The 16,544-nt window shown below is 56.4% G+C and carries 16 protein-coding genes and 1 tRNA gene; 5 read left to right on the top strand and 12 right to left on the bottom strand.

Annotated elements, in window-relative coordinates; translation table 11 throughout:
* Window positions 1-69: 69 nt before the first annotated feature.
* Entirely contained in the window at window positions 70-1,338 is a 1,269-nt protein-coding gene (locus tag K8R57_01725) for a cyclopropane-fatty-acyl-phospholipid synthase family protein (protein MCE9587017.1), read from the top strand.
* Here K8R57_01725 and lpxK read toward each other — a convergent pair.
* The 3 genes from lpxK to K8R57_01740 all read right to left on the bottom strand — a co-directional run bounded on the left by lpxK (window position 1,335) and on the right by K8R57_01740 (window position 3,511).
* Window positions 1,335-2,549 (bottom strand): tetraacyldisaccharide 4'-kinase, encoded by a 1,215-nt coding sequence (lpxK, locus tag K8R57_01730; protein MCE9587018.1) that lies wholly within the window; start codon window positions 2,547-2,549, stop codon window positions 1,335-1,337. The two genes, K8R57_01725 and lpxK, sit on opposite strands and share 4 nt — an antisense overlap.
* Window positions 2,549-3,409 (bottom strand): homoserine kinase, encoded by an 861-nt coding sequence (gene thrB / locus K8R57_01735; protein ID MCE9587019.1) that lies wholly within the window; start codon window positions 3,407-3,409, stop codon window positions 2,549-2,551. Before thrB ends, lpxK begins: the two co-directional genes overlap by 1 nt.
* Window positions 3,410-3,420: 11 nt before the next feature.
* Window positions 3,421-3,511 (bottom strand) — tRNA-Ser (locus tag K8R57_01740).
* Window positions 3,512-3,757: 246 nt separating this feature from the next.
* Between K8R57_01740 and K8R57_01745 the strand changes: the two genes are divergently transcribed.
* The gene (locus K8R57_01745) at window positions 3,758-4,936 is read left to right on the top strand and encodes a hypothetical protein (GenBank protein MCE9587020.1); all 1,179 of its coding nucleotides are present in this window, start codon (window positions 3,758-3,760) and stop codon (window positions 4,934-4,936) included.
* Window positions 4,937-4,989: 53 nt separating this feature from the next.
* On the opposite strand, the gene K8R57_01750 is transcribed toward K8R57_01745, so the two are convergent.
* Entirely contained in the window at window positions 4,990-5,352 is a 363-nt protein-coding gene (locus K8R57_01750) for a diacylglycerol kinase family protein (protein ID MCE9587021.1), read from the bottom strand.
* A 17-nt stretch (window positions 5,353-5,369) separates the two neighbouring features.
* A complete protein-coding gene (locus tag K8R57_01755) occupies window positions 5,370-7,325 on the bottom strand; it encodes an ABC-F family ATP-binding cassette domain-containing protein (GenBank protein ID MCE9587022.1) in 1,956 nt (651 codons plus the stop codon).
* A gap of 27 nt (window positions 7,326-7,352) precedes the next feature.
* Here K8R57_01755 and K8R57_01760 point away from each other — a divergent pair, with 27 nt between their 5' ends.
* Window positions 7,353-8,255: a sulfite exporter TauE/SafE family protein gene (locus K8R57_01760; protein MCE9587023.1), complete on the top strand. Its 903-nt coding sequence runs from the start codon at window positions 7,353-7,355 to the stop codon at window positions 8,253-8,255.
* Here the strand turns inward: K8R57_01760 and K8R57_01765 are convergent.
* The 3 genes from K8R57_01765 to K8R57_01775 all read right to left on the bottom strand — a co-directional run bounded on the left by K8R57_01765 (window position 8,252) and on the right by K8R57_01775 (window position 10,363).
* The gene (locus K8R57_01765) at window positions 8,252-8,911 is read right to left on the bottom strand and encodes a DUF1361 domain-containing protein (protein ID MCE9587024.1); all 660 of its coding nucleotides are present in this window, start codon (window positions 8,909-8,911) and stop codon (window positions 8,252-8,254) included. The two genes, K8R57_01760 and K8R57_01765, sit on opposite strands and share 4 nt — an antisense overlap.
* Before the next feature lie 46 nt (window positions 8,912-8,957).
* Complete coding sequence (locus K8R57_01770) at window positions 8,958-9,761, bottom strand: CHAD domain-containing protein (protein ID MCE9587025.1); 804 nt, start codon at window positions 9,759-9,761, stop codon at window positions 8,958-8,960.
* 116 nt (window positions 9,762-9,877) lie between these two features.
* Window positions 9,878-10,363 (bottom strand): CYTH domain-containing protein, encoded by a 486-nt coding sequence (locus K8R57_01775; protein MCE9587026.1) that lies wholly within the window; start codon window positions 10,361-10,363, stop codon window positions 9,878-9,880.
* 103 nt (window positions 10,364-10,466) lie between these two features.
* Here K8R57_01775 and K8R57_01780 point away from each other — a divergent pair, with 103 nt between their 5' ends.
* On the top strand, window positions 10,467-10,904 hold the full coding sequence (locus tag K8R57_01780; protein MCE9587027.1) for a DMT family transporter: 438 nt from the start codon (window positions 10,467-10,469) through the stop codon (window positions 10,902-10,904).
* 84 nt (window positions 10,905-10,988) lie between these two features.
* The gene (locus K8R57_01785; protein ID MCE9587028.1) at window positions 10,989-12,002 is read left to right on the top strand and encodes a metallophosphoesterase; all 1,014 of its coding nucleotides are present in this window, start codon (window positions 10,989-10,991) and stop codon (window positions 12,000-12,002) included.
* 14 nt (window positions 12,003-12,016) lie between these two features.
* Here the strand turns inward: K8R57_01785 and K8R57_01790 are convergent, their stop codons facing one another.
* The 4 genes from K8R57_01790 to sucC all read right to left on the bottom strand — a co-directional run bounded on the left by K8R57_01790 (window position 12,017) and on the right by sucC (window position 16,509).
* On the bottom strand, window positions 12,017-13,138 hold the full coding sequence (locus K8R57_01790; GenBank protein ID MCE9587029.1) for a hypothetical protein: 1,122 nt from the start codon (window positions 13,136-13,138) through the stop codon (window positions 12,017-12,019).
* Between the two features lie 69 nt (window positions 13,139-13,207).
* A complete protein-coding gene (locus K8R57_01795; GenBank protein MCE9587030.1) occupies window positions 13,208-14,338 on the bottom strand; it encodes a citrate synthase in 1,131 nt (376 codons plus the stop codon).
* Window positions 14,339-14,385: 47 nt separating this feature from the next.
* Window positions 14,386-15,282: a succinate--CoA ligase subunit alpha gene (gene sucD / locus K8R57_01800; GenBank protein MCE9587031.1), complete on the bottom strand. Its 897-nt coding sequence runs from the start codon at window positions 15,280-15,282 to the stop codon at window positions 14,386-14,388.
* A gap of 36 nt (window positions 15,283-15,318) precedes the next feature.
* On the bottom strand, window positions 15,319-16,509 hold the full coding sequence (gene sucC / locus K8R57_01805) for an ADP-forming succinate--CoA ligase subunit beta (GenBank protein MCE9587032.1): 1,191 nt from the start codon (window positions 16,507-16,509) through the stop codon (window positions 15,319-15,321).
* Window positions 16,510-16,544 lie beyond the last annotated feature (35 nt).

Below are 16,544 nucleotides of genomic sequence, written 5' to 3' on the forward strand. Positions count from 1 at the left end.
CGATGAGTAAGAAAGTGGCACCGTTTCTGCATGCACACGCTCGCAAAAAGGGAGGGGCTGATAACGCAGATGTCTATTGGAAATCGAAATTCTCTGCATCAGAAAGGGAATGAAAGTCGAGGCAAGGGGCTGCTTGATCCTGTTCTCCGGGGATTGATACGGCACGGTTCTCTGCGAGTCATTGACTGGAGAGGATCTTCGGTCACCTATGGTGATGGTCAGGGAGAGGAGATTGTCATCCGGATTCATGATCAGAAAACCGGATGGAGGCTACTTCTTGATCCGCAACTCGAGGCCGGCGAGGCCTACATGGAGGGGCGACTGACAATAGAACAGGGGACGCTCCATGACTTCCTCGATCTGCTCTTCCGTTCGATCGGGCTGAAAGCATTGAACTACCCGATGAGTGGAATCACGGAACGACTGCGCGATCTCATGCGTGGTTTTCACCAGTTCAATCCGGCTTCACGCTCGCGAAGGAATGTGGCTCACCACTACGATCTCTCGGATAATCTCTACGCGCTCTTCTTGGATGCCGACAGGCAGTATTCCTGCGGCTATTTCGCGACCGGTGAGGAGACATTAGAGGAGTGCCAGGAGCTCAAGAAACTTCATATCGCAGCGAAGCTGCTGCTTCGCCCCGGTGACAAGGTGCTTGATATCGGATCGGGATGGGGAGGACTGGGGCTGACGCTTGCCGGAAAGTTCGGTGCCGATGTGACGGGATTGACGCTTTCGACTGAGCAGCATGCTCATGCCAATCTCCGCGCCTTCCATGCAGGGTTGGCCGATCGTTTGCGATTCGAGATGCGGGACTACCGTCATGAGGCGAGCAGCTATGACAGGATCGTCTCTGTCGGAATGTTCGAGCACGTGGGGGTGAATCATTACGGGGAGTTTTTTCGCAAGATCTCGGAGTTGCTGAGAGAGGATGGTGTCGCGCTGATTCACTCCATCGGCAGGCCGGAGGGGCCGGGACATACGAATCCCTGGATCGCTAAACACATTTTTCCCGGAGGTTATTCCCCGGCGCTTTCCGAAGTCCTTCCTGAGATCGAGAAAGCGGGGTTGTTTGTAACAGACATCGAGATCCTGAGGATGCACTACGCCGACACCCTGCGGCTCTGGCGCAAACGCTTCGAGTCGCGAAGGGAAGAAGTCCGAGGCCTTTATGACGAGCGGTTCTGTAGGATGTGGGAATTCTACCTGGTCACCAGCGAGCTCAGCTTCCGGCATCAGGGGCAGATGGTCTTCCAGATCCAGTTGGCCAAGCGTCCGGATGTTGTCCCCATCACGCGGGACTACATTCACAGCTTTGAGGCCGAAAATAGCGATTAGGAAGCCGCGCTCACCAGGCCTTCGGCCGCCTGACGGAGTTCCTCTCCGTTTGTCTCGGAATCCTCGATGACAGGATGAGGCGGGTGGAGGAGTTGGTTAAGCATCCGATCCCAATGCTCCTGGCCCTTAATGATTTCAATCTCGATTCTCAGGTAATGAATCGGAATTTCCTGGTTCAGCAGGTGGGGCATCCGCACGGCATCCTTCTCCGTGGTGATGATGCAGGAGATGCCGCGGCGCGTGCAGCGTTTGATGAAGCGGTCGAGTTCTCGTTTCGAGTAGCGGTGATGGTCAGCAAAGCTCTGGGTCAGCTCCAGAGAGACACCGAGCCGGCGAAGTCCCTGCTCGAAGCTCTCTGGTGAGGCAATGGCGGAGAGAGCTGCGGCCTTGAGGCCTTGCAGAGAGGAGACTGGGATTTTCTTGCCGCTCGAGAAATCCTGAAGTTCTACCGGACGGTGCCGACATTCAATGATGGCGGCTGTTCTGTTATGGAGCCTGATGCGGCGGTAAAGTTCAGAGAGATCACTTCCGTCGCATTTGGTGATCAGGATATGAGTGGCCCGTCTTAGGTGAGAGGGTGGTTCGCGCAGTGTGCCTCGGGGAAGAAGATACTCGTTACCGAAGGGGGCCTCCCGGTCAATTAGGACAAGGTCGAAGCGACGTTGCAGGCGGAGGTACTGGAGCCCGTCATCAAGGATCAGCAGGTCGCTTCCTAATTGAGCGATGGCATGGCGTCCGCATTCGACGCGGTCTTTATCAACCACCACTGCGACCCCTCGAAGGTTCTTTGCCAGCATGAAGGGCTCGTCACCTGCATTCTTGGAATCCAGTAGGAGAGCCCCTCCTTCGGAGACGACACGCACAGGGGAGGTGTCGTTCCCAGGGATCCGTCGGCGCGTGCTTTTGTATCCTCTGCTGAGAATTGCAACCTTCCTTCCGCGCATCGAGAGCTCTCGGGCGAGTTTTTCAACGACCGGGGTCTTTCCTGTACCGCCAACCGTAAGATTACCGATGCTTACCACGGGGCATCCAACCTGGTGCGGTCTCAGTATATTGGAGTAGTAGAGTCGGATTCTGACGGAGACAATGGCGAGATAGAGGAAGGAAAGCCCACGAAGAACGATTCGGAGTAGGCCTGCTCTTTTTCCGGCCCTCCTCTCCAGGATGACATCGACGGCAAACTGTTCGAGTCTGTCGAGTAGCTGCCTCATCAGGATTTGACGATCCTGGCCCCTTTGTTGTCGGCGGCGACAATGGCTATCTTGGCACCCTTCGGTGCAGCTGCGCGCATTGAAGCAGCGATTTTTTTTGCAGAAACGGCATCAGGGGCAAGGCAGCAGATGGTCGAACCTGAACCGCTAAGCCATCCTCCAATGGCTCCGGCCTGCTCACCCGCTGTGACAACCTCTCCGAGGAAGGGTACGAGCTTGGCGCGGTAGGGTTGGTGAAGACGGTCGCCGAAGGCTCCCCGTAGCAGTTCGTATTTCCCGGTAGCGAAGGCAGTCGCGATCACGGCTGCATCCGCCGCATTAGCTGCCGCATCGCCGATACTGATCGACTTGGGCATGACCTTGCGCGCGTCGGGAGTGGCTACCTCAAAGTCCGGGATGAGGAGAACAAAGCGGAGTTTTGCCGAGACCGGCAGGCGGATGGGATCGAGATGAGAGCGGGCAATCGTGAACCCTCCAAACATAGCGGGAGCCGCATTGTCAGGGTGTCCCTCCAGTTCCGCACAGAGGCGATAGATACCGAGGCGTGAGAGAGGATTGCCGCAGAGGGCATTGAGTCCCATGAGGGTGCCGAGACGGACCGTGACGCTGCTTCCCAGGCCTCGCGCCTGGGGGACGCTCCCCTTGATTTTCCAGGAGAATGGAAAGGGTGTGAGTCCGCTCCCGAGGAAAAAGCTTTTTCCCGTGGCCTCCACCATCGCGGGTGAGGCAGCCATCTTTTGCGCAGCAGTGATCGTGACGAGATTTGCCACATCCAGAGCCAATCCAAACGAATCGAATCCCGGACCCAGATTCGCCGTAGTGCCTGGGATGGAGACCGTGACGGAAGTTATGAGTTTCATCCTTTCGGTAATGGCGGTGAGGGAGGGATTCGAACCCTCGGTACCCTTTTGGAGTACGGCGCTTTAGCAAAGCGCTGCTTTCGACCACTCAGCCACCTCACCTTGATCGCTCTGTAGATTGATGAAGCACTCCGTGATGGTCAATCGGAAAGCGCCTCATGATTGCACTCGCAAAGCCGCTTTCGTTTGTTAAATTGCACCCGCCGATTTCATGGTCTGTCCTCCCCCAGCATTGTCTCTTGATCGGTCCATGCTGTGAATTCACCCTTATCTCTCGATTCCCAAGATCATCCGGTCACCACCCGAAAACTACCATGGAGCTCATGGATCGCTTCCCGAAAGCGCCAAGTGGCTTTCTGGATTTTGATCATTGCTGCGGGTGTGCTTCTGACGCATCTGATCGATGGGCATCTGGCGCAGGAATCGGAGGGGAGTGTCGGGATTATTCGCTCCGGAGCCTGGGGAGATCTTGAGGAATGGGACATTCGTATCGAGCAACCGCAGGAATATGCTGGCTTCGAGAAGACCACTGCCGATGGTCCGTTCTGGAGCTTTGGCGCCACGACTCGCCAAGCCGTCCATGACCTCCTGATCGGCAGCGGTTGCACCGAAGAACAATCATCCAGCCTGCTTGCGAAACGGATGGAGGGTATGGGAGCAATCTTCATCCTGAAGCCTGATTTTGAAACCGTTCTCAATCTTCCCCCAGAAGTCCGCTCCAAGCTCTACCTGCAACTCGCCCGGAATCCGGCAAACCGTTTCCAGGAAACACCCTATTTTATACCCAACGGCGATGTTGACAAATTTTTCGACACCCATCATTTCTCGGATGAAAAAGCGAAGGGCATCATGAAGCGCCTGCTTTATCAACGGAACGGATTCACCTACTTCAGCGATCCTGAGTCAGTTATCAAGGGACTCGATTCCGATCAGGAGCGAGGTGATTTTCTCAGGAGCCTGACGAGTCAGAATGCCATACTAGCTCGACTTCTCATCCGATCCGACTCCGATATCGATAAGCCCCTTAACTACTGGGCCCTCTCGATGCCAGGAGTATTGTTGAAGGATCTGAAGCCGCTGTTCGAGTCGCAGAAACGGCTTCCCCACGGCGGATCTCTCAGTCTGCTCTATGCCCTGCCTCCGATAGCTCGTGACAGACTTTACACCTCTCCGTTGCCCCCATCGGATGGGGATCCCAGGATACCCGACTGTCATTGGACGGCACTTAATTTTTTCAGCCTTACACCGGATCCTCGCATGAGTGATAACGGCTTTGCGAGTCGCTTCATCACCGATCACTATTATGAGATTGCCAAGCCGAGTACCGCCGGAGATCTGGTTCTTCTACTGAATTCATCCGGAGGGGTCATCCATTCGGCTGTCTATCTCGCCGATGACGTGGTCTTCACCAAGAACGGCATCAACTATGCCCAACCCTGGATCCTCATGCATGAGAGGGATCTCGTCGGTACATTTTCCGCGATCAGTCCGGTGAAAGTCGCCTACTTTCGCCGAAGGGGGATGTAGCGCCTTTTCTGTAATGGAGAAGTCTTGATAGTAGTTGGGTTTAAAAACCCGGGTCAGGGAAGATGATTTCTGAAGACAATGACAGCGACGGCAACCGAGATCAGTGCGGTGATTAGTACTCCGCCGGCAGCGACATCCTTGGCCTTGCCGATCCGCTCCCTCTGCTCGAGTGAAACCTCATCGGCTAGAAACTCCAATGCCGTGTTGAGAGCCTCCGCCATCCAGACCATGCCGATGCAGAGTAGGATGGCCACCCATTCCCATCGCCTAAGATGGAGAATCTTACCCGCAATCAGCACGGCCACGGTTGCCAGAGCGTGGAGCTGGGCGTGGGGCTGGGTTAGCAAGAGAACCTTCAGACCATTGAATGCATAGCCGAAGCTCCGGATACGTGCTTGGAGGAATCGGGTAATCATGGCTTAGAGCTTGGAGATTAGACTAAGGATTCGGCCGACTCCTCTTTTTCCTCTTCTGCAGCAGGAAGTGAAGCCGAGAGAGTTTCCCACTCCTCCATCACCGAGCTGAGGCGTTCCTGAATCCCGGCCAGTTCGCGGTTAAGCTCAAAGGCTTTTCCTCCCGAGTTTTCCAGTTCCATGACTAGTTCCCGCTGACGAGTCTCTAGTTTAGTGATGTTCTCTTCTGCGGTTTTGAGACGTGCCTGCTTCTCCCGGATGATTTTATTGGCCGCTTTTCTGGCCTCGGCTTCGGCGCGACGCTGTTCCTTGATCTCCTTGAGTCCCATCTTCACTCGTGGTGCTGCTTCCTGAGTTCCTGAAGTCTCCGGACGGTAATCTCCTGGGGCGACAAGTGCCGCCCGCTCGGAGAGAGCCCCTGATTTTTCGAGGTAGTACTGATAATCACCCGAATAGGAGGTGAGCTTGCCCGCGCTGATATGCAGGACCGTGGTGGCCAGGGCCCTGATGAAGTGCACGTCGTGGCTGACAAAGAGGAGGGTTCCCTCGTACTGGCTCAGAGCGCCGATCAGGGCGTCGATGCTAGGCATGTCGAGGTGGGTTGTCGGTTCGTCCAGGAGCAGAAGGTTGGGCGGGTTAAGCAGCAGCTTAACCAGAGCCAGGCGGCTCTTTTCTCCTCCGCTGAGCACTCCTACCGGCTTGAAGACATCATCCCCACGGAACAGGAAGGATCCCAGAATGGTACGGACTGTCTGTTCCGGAACCGGAGTCTGGGTCTCCATCGCCTCGGCAAGAACGGTCCTCTTCACATCCAGCATCTCGGTGCGGTGCTGGGCAAAGTAGCCGATCGAGAGGTTATGGCCAGGAGTGACAGTGCCGGCTTCCAGTGGGAGCATCCCCGCCAGGATCTTGAGCATGGTGGATTTGCCGGCGCCGTTCGGTCCCACGAGAACGGTCCGCTGACCCTTCTCGACTTCGAGGTCGAGGTGGGAATAGACGACATGAGAGCCGTAGGCCTGTTTGACTCCTTCCAGTGTGATCACCCGCTGGCCACTCCGTTTAGGCTGGGGGAAAGAGAAGGAGACCGTTGCATCGTCGCGCTCCGGAGCATCGATTTTTTCCATACGCGCCAGCTGCTTGATTCGGTCTTGGGCCTGGGAAGCCTTGCTCGCCTTGGCTCGGAAGCGGTCGATGAAGCGCTGGAGTTCCGCGATCTCACGTTGCTGGTTCTTATAGGCGGCCAAGTGCTGCTCTTCTCGGGCGGCCTTCTGGGCCAGGTAGTCGTCGTAGTTACCCCGGTAGCGGTTCAGCTTGCGATTGCGGATTTCGAGGATGCCCACGCAGATCTCATTCAGGAACTCACGGTCGTGTGAGATCGCCAGGATGGCTCCGGAATATTTCGAGAGATAGCTCTGGAACCACCCGAGTGACTCAAGATCGAGATGGTTCGTCGGCTCATCGAGCATCAGGATATCAGGCTCCATCACCAGAAGGCGCGCCAGATGGGCGCGCATGATCCAGCCGCCGCTGAGTGTGCGTGCCGGCTTATTGACATCCCCTTCACGGAAGGCGAGACCGCTCAGGATCCGCTTTGCCTTGACCTGAAGTGAGTGGCCGTCGAGTTCAACGAAACGTCCCGCTCCCTCATGGTGAAGGGGATCCTCCTCGGTGTGCTCCCTCATCTGTCGCTGGGCCTCCTCCATGTCGGTGGAAATATTGGTGGCAAGTTCCAGGACGGTCTCATCTCCCGATGGGGCGCTCTCCTGCGGCAGGAATCCGATCGTGACGCTTCTCTCCAAGGCCACTGTTCCGGAGTCCGGGGCGGCCTCTTTGAGAATCAGCGAGAAAAGCGTCGATTTGCCCGCTCCATTGGCACCGATGAGTCCAACACGGTCTCCGCGGTTAATCTGTAGGGAGGCCTCTTCGAAGAGGGCTCGTCCGCCATAGGATTTGGAAAGACCGGAAGCTGTCAGCATGATGGAATGATATAGAGAGCGAAAACGATGGCCTTAGAGGCTATCCTCTTCGAGGAGCTCGAGCAAAAGAAGATTTCTCAACTCATTGCTGGCTCGGATATCGGATCGCCATCTCTCCGGGTTTTCTGCCATTGTTGCCTGATGCCTTGGATCGAAATGATTTCCCTGCTGACTGCTGCCTGCGTTGCGGGAGTGATCAACGCAGTTGCTGGAGGAGGCACCCTGATCACCTTTCCTGTCCTGATCCTATTCGGCATGAATCCCGTGGAGGCAAACGCCACGAGCGCCCTCTCGCTCGTGATCGGCACATCAGGCAGCATCTACGGTTTCAGGAAACACATTGCTGAGATCAGGCCCTGGCTTGCCTCTTTTATCCCAGTAAGTATTGTGGGCGGCTTCGTCGGCAGTTTCTTGCTGACTCATGGAAGCGAAAGCTCCTTTGCCCATTTGGTTCCCTATCTGGTCCTCTTTGCGACTGTGCTCTTCATGATCCAAGGGGTGGTGAGGAGACAGGTTGCCCATCAACTCGTGATGGAGGCGACGCAATCACAGCCTGTTCCCTCAGGAAGAAGACATCTGATTATCGCCATGATCTTCCAGTTTCTGGTCTCGGTCTATGGAGGATACTTCGGGGCCGGAATCGGGATTCTGATGTTGGCGACACTCGGCTTTCTCGGCTTTTCCCATATTCATCAGATGAATGCGCTGAAGACTGTCCTCGGTTCGCTGATCAATCTTGTCGCAGCGATCTGGTTTACGGTGAATGGACTGATCGACTGGCCACGTATGGCCGTGATGACCGTGGGTGCTGTTGCTGGATACTACATCGGAGCCACCTATTCCCAGCGCCTTTCTCAAGAGAAAGTGCGTTACCTCATCACGGCGATCGGCCTGATCATCACGGTCGCGATGTTCTGGAAGCTGCGTTAAGAAGCCAACGGGGCTATATCTCGAGCAAGCAGTCTTGCGATGAGAACATTGAAGGTCTTGATCAGGTAGAAGACGACGAGGACCGCCAGAAAAAACAATAGGGTCATCTCTTCCGGTTTCGGGTTCAGGGCGTCACGGAGAGCCTGAACCATCAGGTGCTCGGGATCAGTGACCACATCCCAGCTATTGAGTCTGTCGATGCGTCCCAAGTAGATTCCAAAGGCACTGAGCGATATCATCAGGATCTCAAGAGGTAAGGTAAGCCATCCCCAGTGATGCCGCCGAAGCGTCCTGCCCCAGAGCATTAGCGGGATTACAAAGCACTCCATCCCAATCAGAAAATAGAAAAAATATTCCACTAGAAGCAGGCTCATTGCCCAGATCGGCAGCGGTGGAGTGACACGAACCTTGGCGACGAAGTGAATGACATCCGTGAGGACATAGGGGGCATTGGGTAGGAACAGGACCATGATGGCAAGTAGTGGCCACCAGAGAATCCCCGGGATGCTGCTTTTCTTTCGAAAGATAAGGAGTGCGATCACGAATGGAATAAGAGCCAGGAAGAGATCAAGACCCATGTGGAAGTTGGGTCGGATGATGGCAACGGCCTGCTCGCATGTATGCTGGAGAAGGGCATGTGCCTCGTGGAGTGGCATGGGGAGGTTTACTGGTGGCATGATTAAAAAATAACAGGGGTGATGCTCAGAGATCCAGGAATTCAACAAAGGCTTTGGGCTTCTGCTCATAGAAAGACAGAGCCGCCGTCAGGGTAGCCCTTCTCAATTTGGGAAGCTCCTCGTCTAGCATCGCGATCAAATGATGAGCAGCCTTGTTTGCTGGGCCTTGGCGGATGGTCTTTGCGAGCAGCGTGAAATCACGTTCCTTGCCGGCGAGTTCCCCGATGAGACCGAGTTCATGGATAAGATCGGCACCTTGCTCGGGCCAGAACTCGGAGGTGATACGGATTGAATACCAGAGCTGTTTCACTGTTTTGCGGAAGGAATGGAAAGTTTCCGGATCGTCATTGACCTGGCAGAGGTCGAGCAGGGATCGTCCTCTTCGGTAGCTGCGGCGGACACGCCGACTCACATCTTTTCCCTGCAGCGGGTCGAGGAGCCATTTGTTCACACATCGGAGGGCCTCCTCCAGGGATTCACTCACTCTTGGGATCTGGCGGATATAGTTTACGCGCCGCTGTTTGGCGATATCGGCAAGCCCCGCTCTGACTGAGGAGAAGTCTTCCGGCATCAGACCTTCCGTTTCCAGCAGGAGATCCAGAGCTTGGACCTGTACATCGGCATCCCTGAGTGGCCCCATCCTCATCATGGCATTATGAAGCAGATCAGAGACAAATCTTCGGTGGATGCTTCCCAGTGCAGGGGAAGAGAGTTGGATGACGGCCCTGACCTTTTTGATGGCTGTCCGAGCCTCATGCACCCGCTCGGGGGAGACATTGTTCCCAGTAAGTTGGGTGAGTGCCGCTTCAAGGTGGAGACGAGCGATCATTTGGAGCTCCTCTCCAATCGGTTTGCCAAGTCTGAGATGAAAGCGTGGTTTTTTCTTTAGTATCGGTGCTTTGCGCTCCCGTCCTGAAAGAGATTTTTTCCGCTTGCTCATCGTGATCAGTTTTCTTTTTCCTGCCATACCATGAAGGGATGGACGGCCAGACTTGAGTTATAATAGCGGCGATCACCGGTCACTTCCTTGCCCACCCATTCGGGCATCGGAACCTCCTGCGTCTCTTTCTCAAGTTCGATTTCCGCAATGATCAGTCCCTCGTTCTTGCCGTGGAAGATATCGACCTCCCAGACATGCCCCTCGTGGGGAATGAGATGCCGCGTTTTCTCGATCAGCGGGCCGTCGCACAGCGGTAGCATCGCGCGCGCATCCTCGATGGGAATCGCATATTCGAATTCCGCCCTGGAAATCCCCTGCACCTCTCCCTTGATCGTCAAATAGGCCTTATCCCCAGCGATCCTGACACGCACGGTGCGCCCTCGTTCCCGGGAGAGGTATCCCTGAACGTACGGAATGCCAAGGGCTTCCCTGATCCAGCGGTCATCTGCATCTTCGCGGATGAGGAACTTGCGTTCGATTTCAACTCCCATTCAGGTAGCGTTGCGCCGATTTCAGTTAAAGGCAAGGGGCTGGAGAAGGCGTTCCAGTTCCCATTTGAGGAATCGGATGATCAGTGTCATATTTTTTCACTCTATGTGGATCTTATACGCCGTTGCTGCCTCCGTCTGCTGGGGAATAAGTTATGCAGCCAGCGGGCCGCTTCTCAAGCAGGGGCTCAACCCCTTGGTTTTCTTTTTCGGATACTCCCTCTTTGGTTTTCTTGGAGCCCTGATCGCTATCCTTTCTACGGGGCGTCTATCTTCTGCCCTTGCTGTCGCTTCGCTACCGCGTGGTGATCTCGGATTGTTTCTTTTCTCCATTGGCGGTTCGGCGCTCGGTGCCTATTTGACCTACGCAGCCATGTCCGCGAAGAATCCCACCCTCGTTTCGCTTATCGAGATCTCTTACCCACTCTTTGTTATTCTCTTTGCCTGGGTGTTTTTCCGGGAGATGCAGCTGAACATGGTGACGATGCTCGGAGGCATTCTGGTGCTTGCGGGAGTGGTAGTTATCACTCTCGGGGAGCGCTGAGCCTGCTGATAACAAAACTATAAGAGTTGCTCTGGACACGTTGCTTTCTGATTTCTATCCGCTTGATTGACTCCTGATTCATTCATGTCTGCCAAAGAACCTCTTCCATCCTGGAGTCGCCGTGAATTTGTCACGGGTCTTGGGGCGTTCTTTGCCTCCCAGCTTCTGCTGCCGAGCGTTCTGGGTGGAGTCGAGCTTCCGGCAGGCTTAAAGCCGATTCGGCTTGGCTTTCTGACCGACTGTCATGCCATGGATGAGCATAACGCCCCGGAGTGGCTCGACCACACGGCTGAACTTATGAACTCCCTCAAGCCTGATCTCATAATAGGGGGAGGGGATTTTGTCCATGGAGGATTCCACTCGTCGGGCAAGGTCATGGAGCATCGCTGGGGGTTGGCTGACACCTTTCTTAAGAAACTCAAGACAAGGCTCGAGCCGATCATCGGCAACCATGACTTCTACGAACCGCTCCAGGCCGATGGCACCCCTTCACAGGGAGATCCTCGCTGGCGCTGGCGCAAATATTTCGGCTTGGAGCATACCTACCGCTCCTTTCGCTGGCATGGGTACCGGTTCCTCATGCTCGACTCCGTCAAGGTGGTGGGTGGTCAGGATCCCTACCGGGGATGGATCGATGCCGCGCAGTTGGCCTGGCTGGACCGTGAACTCGCCACCATTCCCTCCAGCGAGCCCATCATCCTTTGCACCCATATTCCGTTCCTCACCGGGGTTGCAGGATCCTTCGGAGCGCTGGTCGGTCCCTCACCGGGACGAGTCCGTGTCCTGAATGCGAACCTCGTGATGGAAAAACTCCGGAATCGTCCCGTTGTGGCAATTCTCCAAGGTCATGTTCACCTCAACGAGCGCCTTGAGTTGAATGGTATCCCATGCATCACCGGAGGAGCGGTTTGTGGAAAGTGGTGGCAGGGTCCGAATATGGGGACCTATCCCGGCGTCGGCATGATTGAGATCCTCCCGAAGGGACTTCAAAAGGTGGATATCAGGCAAAAAGTCGCGTGGAACTACACCAACACCACCGATCCGATGAATGGCAACTCCAAGGTTGCCGATGATTCCAAGATCAATTCGTACGTCTAGAACCTTCTATCCACTCAGACGGTGTGGTGTAGGAGAGCGATTGCGATCTCGATCACAATCAGCACGACGATCGCCACCTCAAGAAGTTCCCCCCGTGAACCGGACGCCTCGGCGTAGAGCGCTGCGTAGGTGTCCCTGACGATGGAGAGTTTTCGGTCCACAGCAGCGCTTACCGTCGGCACGCGGAAGATCTCCAGCGCAGCCAAGTAGATGCGGGCCAGATAGACATCCTCGGTCACCTGGAGCACGTTGTCGGCCTTTTCGGTGAGTTCTGTCACCTCGGCGACCAGCGTGTAGAGCTTGCGGGCAAGGTCCGCGAAGCGTCTGGGTGCCAAAAGGTTTGTAGCCCGTCGTGCCTGCTTCACGAGCTCGTACATGCGGGGCAATTCGTCATCGAGCAGTTCGTCGTAGTAGCGGAACTCAAGCAACTGCGCATTGGCCACCTCAAGGATGTCAGCGACATCGGAATCGCTGCGGGGCTCGTAGATGAAGGCTCTGTCCCAGGTAACCACAACCAGATCATCCTCGTAGTAGGAGAAGCGCTGTTTCAGCAGATCCTTGCGAGTCTTCTCGGAGAGAGGGCGGTTCTCGCCCGAGAGGATCGGCACGAGATCGATCAATTCCGGAAGATCGGCTCCGATGACCGATTTGTCCCATTTCTGAACAATGGCCACGAGGTGATCCTCCTCCAGAGTCGAGTCATTAGGCCTTGTCATTGCAGAAGTGAGTGAGTCCCTGATCTCTTTCAGGAGATTCTGCCACGGGCCTCCCAGGGCATTTGGCCCGATGCTCCGGTCCACCGCCTCGCAGAGGTCGGAGTAATCTTCCCAACTCAGATCCATCGCGGGCACACGGACGGAGAGGGCCACCACTCCGAAGTCATAGAGACGCGCTGAGACTGAAGCCTGATGACTGACTCCTGCGATCTCCAGCATCACAGGATTCATCGTCAGTAGGACAGGGGGCACGTCGAAGGTCAGGGCCTTCGGAGGTGTGGAACTCAGGCGGCTGCGGCTGGTGGATTGACCGCTTCCTCGCGACCAGAGATCCTCGACCCGCTTCAGATCGATGGAGTAGGCGATGTCAAAAAGCCGCAGGGCAATGACCGCGCCGGATTGAACCCTGAGTTCGCTCATGTCTGTAGGATACTCGAGCGCGACCCATCCCGCAACATCCCCCAGGTTTATTCCCGGAGAGAAAGCCTTCTAGGCTCTGTCTTCCAGCGGAGTCACGGTCTTGCCAACGGCAGGCCCGACATACTCGCTCAGCGGCCTGTAGAGGCGGTTGTCGACGAGTTGCTCCAGGATGTGTGCCGTCCAACCCGAGGTGCGTGAGATTGCGAAGATCGGGGTGAACATATCGGTGGGCAGACCGAGCGAGTAGTAAACAGTAGCCGAGTAGAAATCGACGTTGGCATTAAGTCCTTTGCGGTCCTTCATCAGCTCGGCGATGCGCTCAGACATCCGGATCCACTTTCCTTCGCCGAGTTGCTCGCAGAGTTGGACCGCCATGGAGCGGAGGTGAGGGGCACGTGGGTCGAGGGTCTTGTAGACGCGGTGACCGATACCCATGACCTTCTTTTTGGTGGCGATTGCCTGCTCGACCCAGCCATCGACCTTGGTCTCATCGCCGATCTCCTGAAGCATGTGAATGACTCCCTCATTGGCACCGCCGTGGAGAGGCCCCTTGAGGGTTCCGATAGCGGACGTGACGGCAGAGTAGATGTCGCTCAGCGTGGCGATCGTGACGCGGGCAGAGAAGGTGGAGGCGTTCATGCCGTGATCGGCATGGAGGACATAGGCAACGTCCAGGGTCTTGGCGGCCTCGGCGGTGGGTTCGATGCCATTCAGGAGATAGAGGAAGTGGGCTGCTTCGCCGAGATCCTTGCGAACAGGGAGAAAATCCTGATTGAGACGGGCTCTATGGTAATAGGCTGCAATCACGCCGACTTTCGCTGTGATCGAGACGGCGCGGTGGCGATTGTTCGCCGGATCGATGTCGCCGCTCGGGACCTTGTCGTAGAGACCCAGCATGGAAACGCCGGTACGAATCACATCCATGGGATTGGCATCCTTCGGGGCGGACTTGATGAAGTCGATGACACCTTGCGGCAGCTCGCGCTGCGAACCCAGTTCCTCATGAAGAGCCTGGAGCTGTGCCTTGTTAGGGAGTTCACCTTGCCACAGGAGATAAACGACCTCCTCGTAGCTTACCTTGCCGGCCAGTTCGTCGATGTTGTATCCGGCGTAAATGAGGATGCCCTCCTCGCCTCGCACATCGCTGAGGGCGGTGGAGTTGGCGACGATACCTTCGAGTCCTTTGGCGATGACGGGCATGGGAGTGGGCTTTTGATAGGTTGGATGATTGAGTTGGAAAGTGACGTTTAGCGCTTCATCCGTCGGATGAGCGCATCTGCCATATCGGAAGGAGTCTCAGCAATTTCGATGCCAGCGGCCCGGAGTGCGGCGATCTTGCCGGCGGCCGTTCCTTGACCGCCGCTGACGATGGCTCCTGCATGGCCCATGCGCCTTCCCTCGGGAGCGGTCGCTCCCGCGATGAATCCGGCGATCGGCTTCTTGCAATGCTCGGCAGCCCAGGCGGCGGCTTCTTCTTCGGCGCTTCCGCCGATCTCTCCGATCATGATGATCGCCTCGGTCTCGGGGTCCTCGTTGAACATCTTCAGGATGTCGAGGTGGGAGGTACCGTTAATAGGATCGCCACCGATGCCGACACAGGTGCTCTGACCATAGCCGCGGGTCGTGAGCTGCCAGACCGCTTCATAGGTGAGGGTGCCGGAGCGGGAGACAACGCCGACACTTCCCTTCTTATGGATGTAACCCGGGGCGATGCCGATGCGGCAGCCTCCATGGGACTTCTCTCCTGTGCCGGGGGTGACCAGACCGGGGCAGTTCGGGCCGATGAGGCGGGTCTTGGAGCCCTTCATGGCCTCCTTCACCTTCATCATGTCGATGACGGGAATTCCCTCGGTGATGCACACAACGAGTTCAAGGCCTGCGGCAACGCCTTCGAGAATAGCGTCGGCTGCGAAAGGAGGTGGGACGAAGATGGCGGAGACAGTCGCTCCTGACTCGCGGACGGCCTGCTCGACGGTATCGAAGATGGGCACCTGGTTCTCAAAAAGCTGGCCCCCCTTGCCCGGGGTGACGCCTGCCACGACTTTCGTGCCGTAGTCGAGGCTGAGCTTGGCATGGCGTGCGCCGAAGCTGCCGGTGATACCTTGGATGAGGACTTTGGTGTCGGGAGTGACGAGAATGGACATGGAGTGAAAAGTTAAGGTTTGAAGGTTACCCTGGGATCAGGCGGCTGATTTTACGGCGGCGACGATCCTGTTCGCGGCGTCGAGGATGTTCTCGCCGCTTTCAAGCTTCAGGCCGCTCTCAGCAAGGGTCTTCTTGCCCGCTTCGACATTGTTTCCCTCGAGTCGGACGACCAGCGGGATGGAGAGGCCTGTTTCCTTGGCTGCCTCGACGATACCGTTGGCGATGACATCGCAGTCCATGATACCTCCGAAGATATTGACCAGAATTCCCTTCACGCGGGAATCCGCTAGGATGATACGGAAGGCCGAAGCGACCTGCTCCCGGGTGGCACCACCCCCGACATCGAGGAAGTTCGCGGGACTGCCGCCGGCATGCTGGATGATGTCCATGGTGGCCATGGCAAGACCCGCACCATTGACCAGGCAGGCGATATTTCCGTCGAGCCCGATGTAGTTGAGGCCGTGCTTCGAGGCCTCAACTTCCCGCGGATCCTCCTCGGTGACATCGCGCATGGCGATGATCGAGGGCTGGCGGTAGAGGGCGTTGTCGTCGAAATTGAACTTCGCATCCAGGGCCATCAGGCGGCCATCGGTGGTGACGACAAGGGGATTCACCTCGACCATCGAGCAGTCCCGCTCGATGAAGAGGCGGTAGAGATTGGTGAAGAGTTTGGAGGCCTGGTTCATCAGCGGGCCGGTGAGTCCCAGTGAGGAGGCGATCAGACGCGTCTGGTAAGGCATGATCCCTAGGAAGGGATTGATGGAAAGACGGAGGATCTTCTCAGGGGTCTTATCGGCGACCGTCTCGATGTCTACACCTCCCTCGGTGCTGGCGATCAAAACAGGAACCGAGGTGGCGCGGTCAATGAGGATCGCGAAATAGAGCTCACGGGCAATGTCGACGGCCTCGCCGACAAAGATCTTTCCGACTTCCTTCCCCTCAGGGCCGGTCTGATGGGTGACCAGAACCTGGCCGAGCATCTTCGAGGCCAGATCCTTGGCTTCCGCAGGGGTGTCGCAGAGATGAACGCCGCCTTTGAATCCGTTCTTGAAAGTTCCCTTGCCACGTCCTCCTGCATGGATCTGAGCCTTGATGACAAGTTTGCCTTGATTGAGTCCTGTTGCGACGGTCTCGGCCTCGTTGGGAGTGTGGGCAACACTGCCTGGTTGGGTGGCGACGCCGAATTCGGCGAAGAGTTCTCGGGCCTGGAATTCGTGGATATTCATTAGAAAAAAGTGATAAGCCAGACTAATACACAGCC

This window comes from Verrucomicrobiota bacterium, from assembly GCA_021413925.1.
Taxonomy (GTDB): Bacteria; Verrucomicrobiota; Verrucomicrobiia; order Chthoniobacterales; family UBA6821; genus UBA6821.

Excerpts from the sequence above, each read along its gene's own strand:
- K8R57_01725 (MCE9587017.1), top strand. The coding sequence starts at position 70 with ATGTCTATTGGAAATCGAAATTCTCTGCATCAGAAAGGGAATGAAAGT.
- lpxK (MCE9587018.1), bottom strand. The coding sequence starts at position 2,549 with ATGAGGCAGCTACTCGACAGACTCGAACAGTTTGCCGTCGATGTCATC.
- thrB (MCE9587019.1), bottom strand. The coding sequence starts at position 3,409 with ATGAAACTCATAACTTCCGTCACGGTCTCCATCCCAGGCACTACGGCG.
- K8R57_01750 (MCE9587021.1), bottom strand. The coding sequence starts at position 5,352 with ATGATTACCCGATTCCTCCAAGCACGTATCCGGAGCTTCGGCTATGCA.
- K8R57_01755 (MCE9587022.1), bottom strand. The coding sequence starts at position 7,325 with ATGCTGACAGCTTCCGGTCTTTCCAAATCCTATGGCGGACGAGCCCTC.
- K8R57_01760 (MCE9587023.1), top strand. The coding sequence starts at position 7,353 with ATGGCCTTAGAGGCTATCCTCTTCGAGGAGCTCGAGCAAAAGAAGATT.
- K8R57_01765 (MCE9587024.1), bottom strand. The coding sequence starts at position 8,911 with ATGCCACTCCACGAGGCACATGCCCTTCTCCAGCATACATGCGAGCAG.
- K8R57_01770 (MCE9587025.1), bottom strand. The coding sequence starts at position 9,761 with ATGATCGCTCGTCTCCACCTTGAAGCGGCACTCACCCAACTTACTGGG.
- K8R57_01775 (MCE9587026.1), bottom strand. The coding sequence starts at position 10,363 with ATGGGAGTTGAAATCGAACGCAAGTTCCTCATCCGCGAAGATGCAGAT.
- K8R57_01780 (MCE9587027.1), top strand. The coding sequence starts at position 10,467 with ATGTGGATCTTATACGCCGTTGCTGCCTCCGTCTGCTGGGGAATAAGT.
- K8R57_01785 (MCE9587028.1), top strand. The coding sequence starts at position 10,989 with ATGTCTGCCAAAGAACCTCTTCCATCCTGGAGTCGCCGTGAATTTGTC.
- K8R57_01790 (MCE9587029.1), bottom strand. The coding sequence starts at position 13,138 with ATGAGCGAACTCAGGGTTCAATCCGGCGCGGTCATTGCCCTGCGGCTT.
- K8R57_01795 (MCE9587030.1), bottom strand. The coding sequence starts at position 14,338 with ATGCCCGTCATCGCCAAAGGACTCGAAGGTATCGTCGCCAACTCCACC.
- sucD (MCE9587031.1), bottom strand. The coding sequence starts at position 15,282 with ATGTCCATTCTCGTCACTCCCGACACCAAAGTCCTCATCCAAGGTATC.
- sucC (MCE9587032.1), bottom strand. The coding sequence starts at position 16,509 with ATGAATATCCACGAATTCCAGGCCCGAGAACTCTTCGCCGAATTCGGC.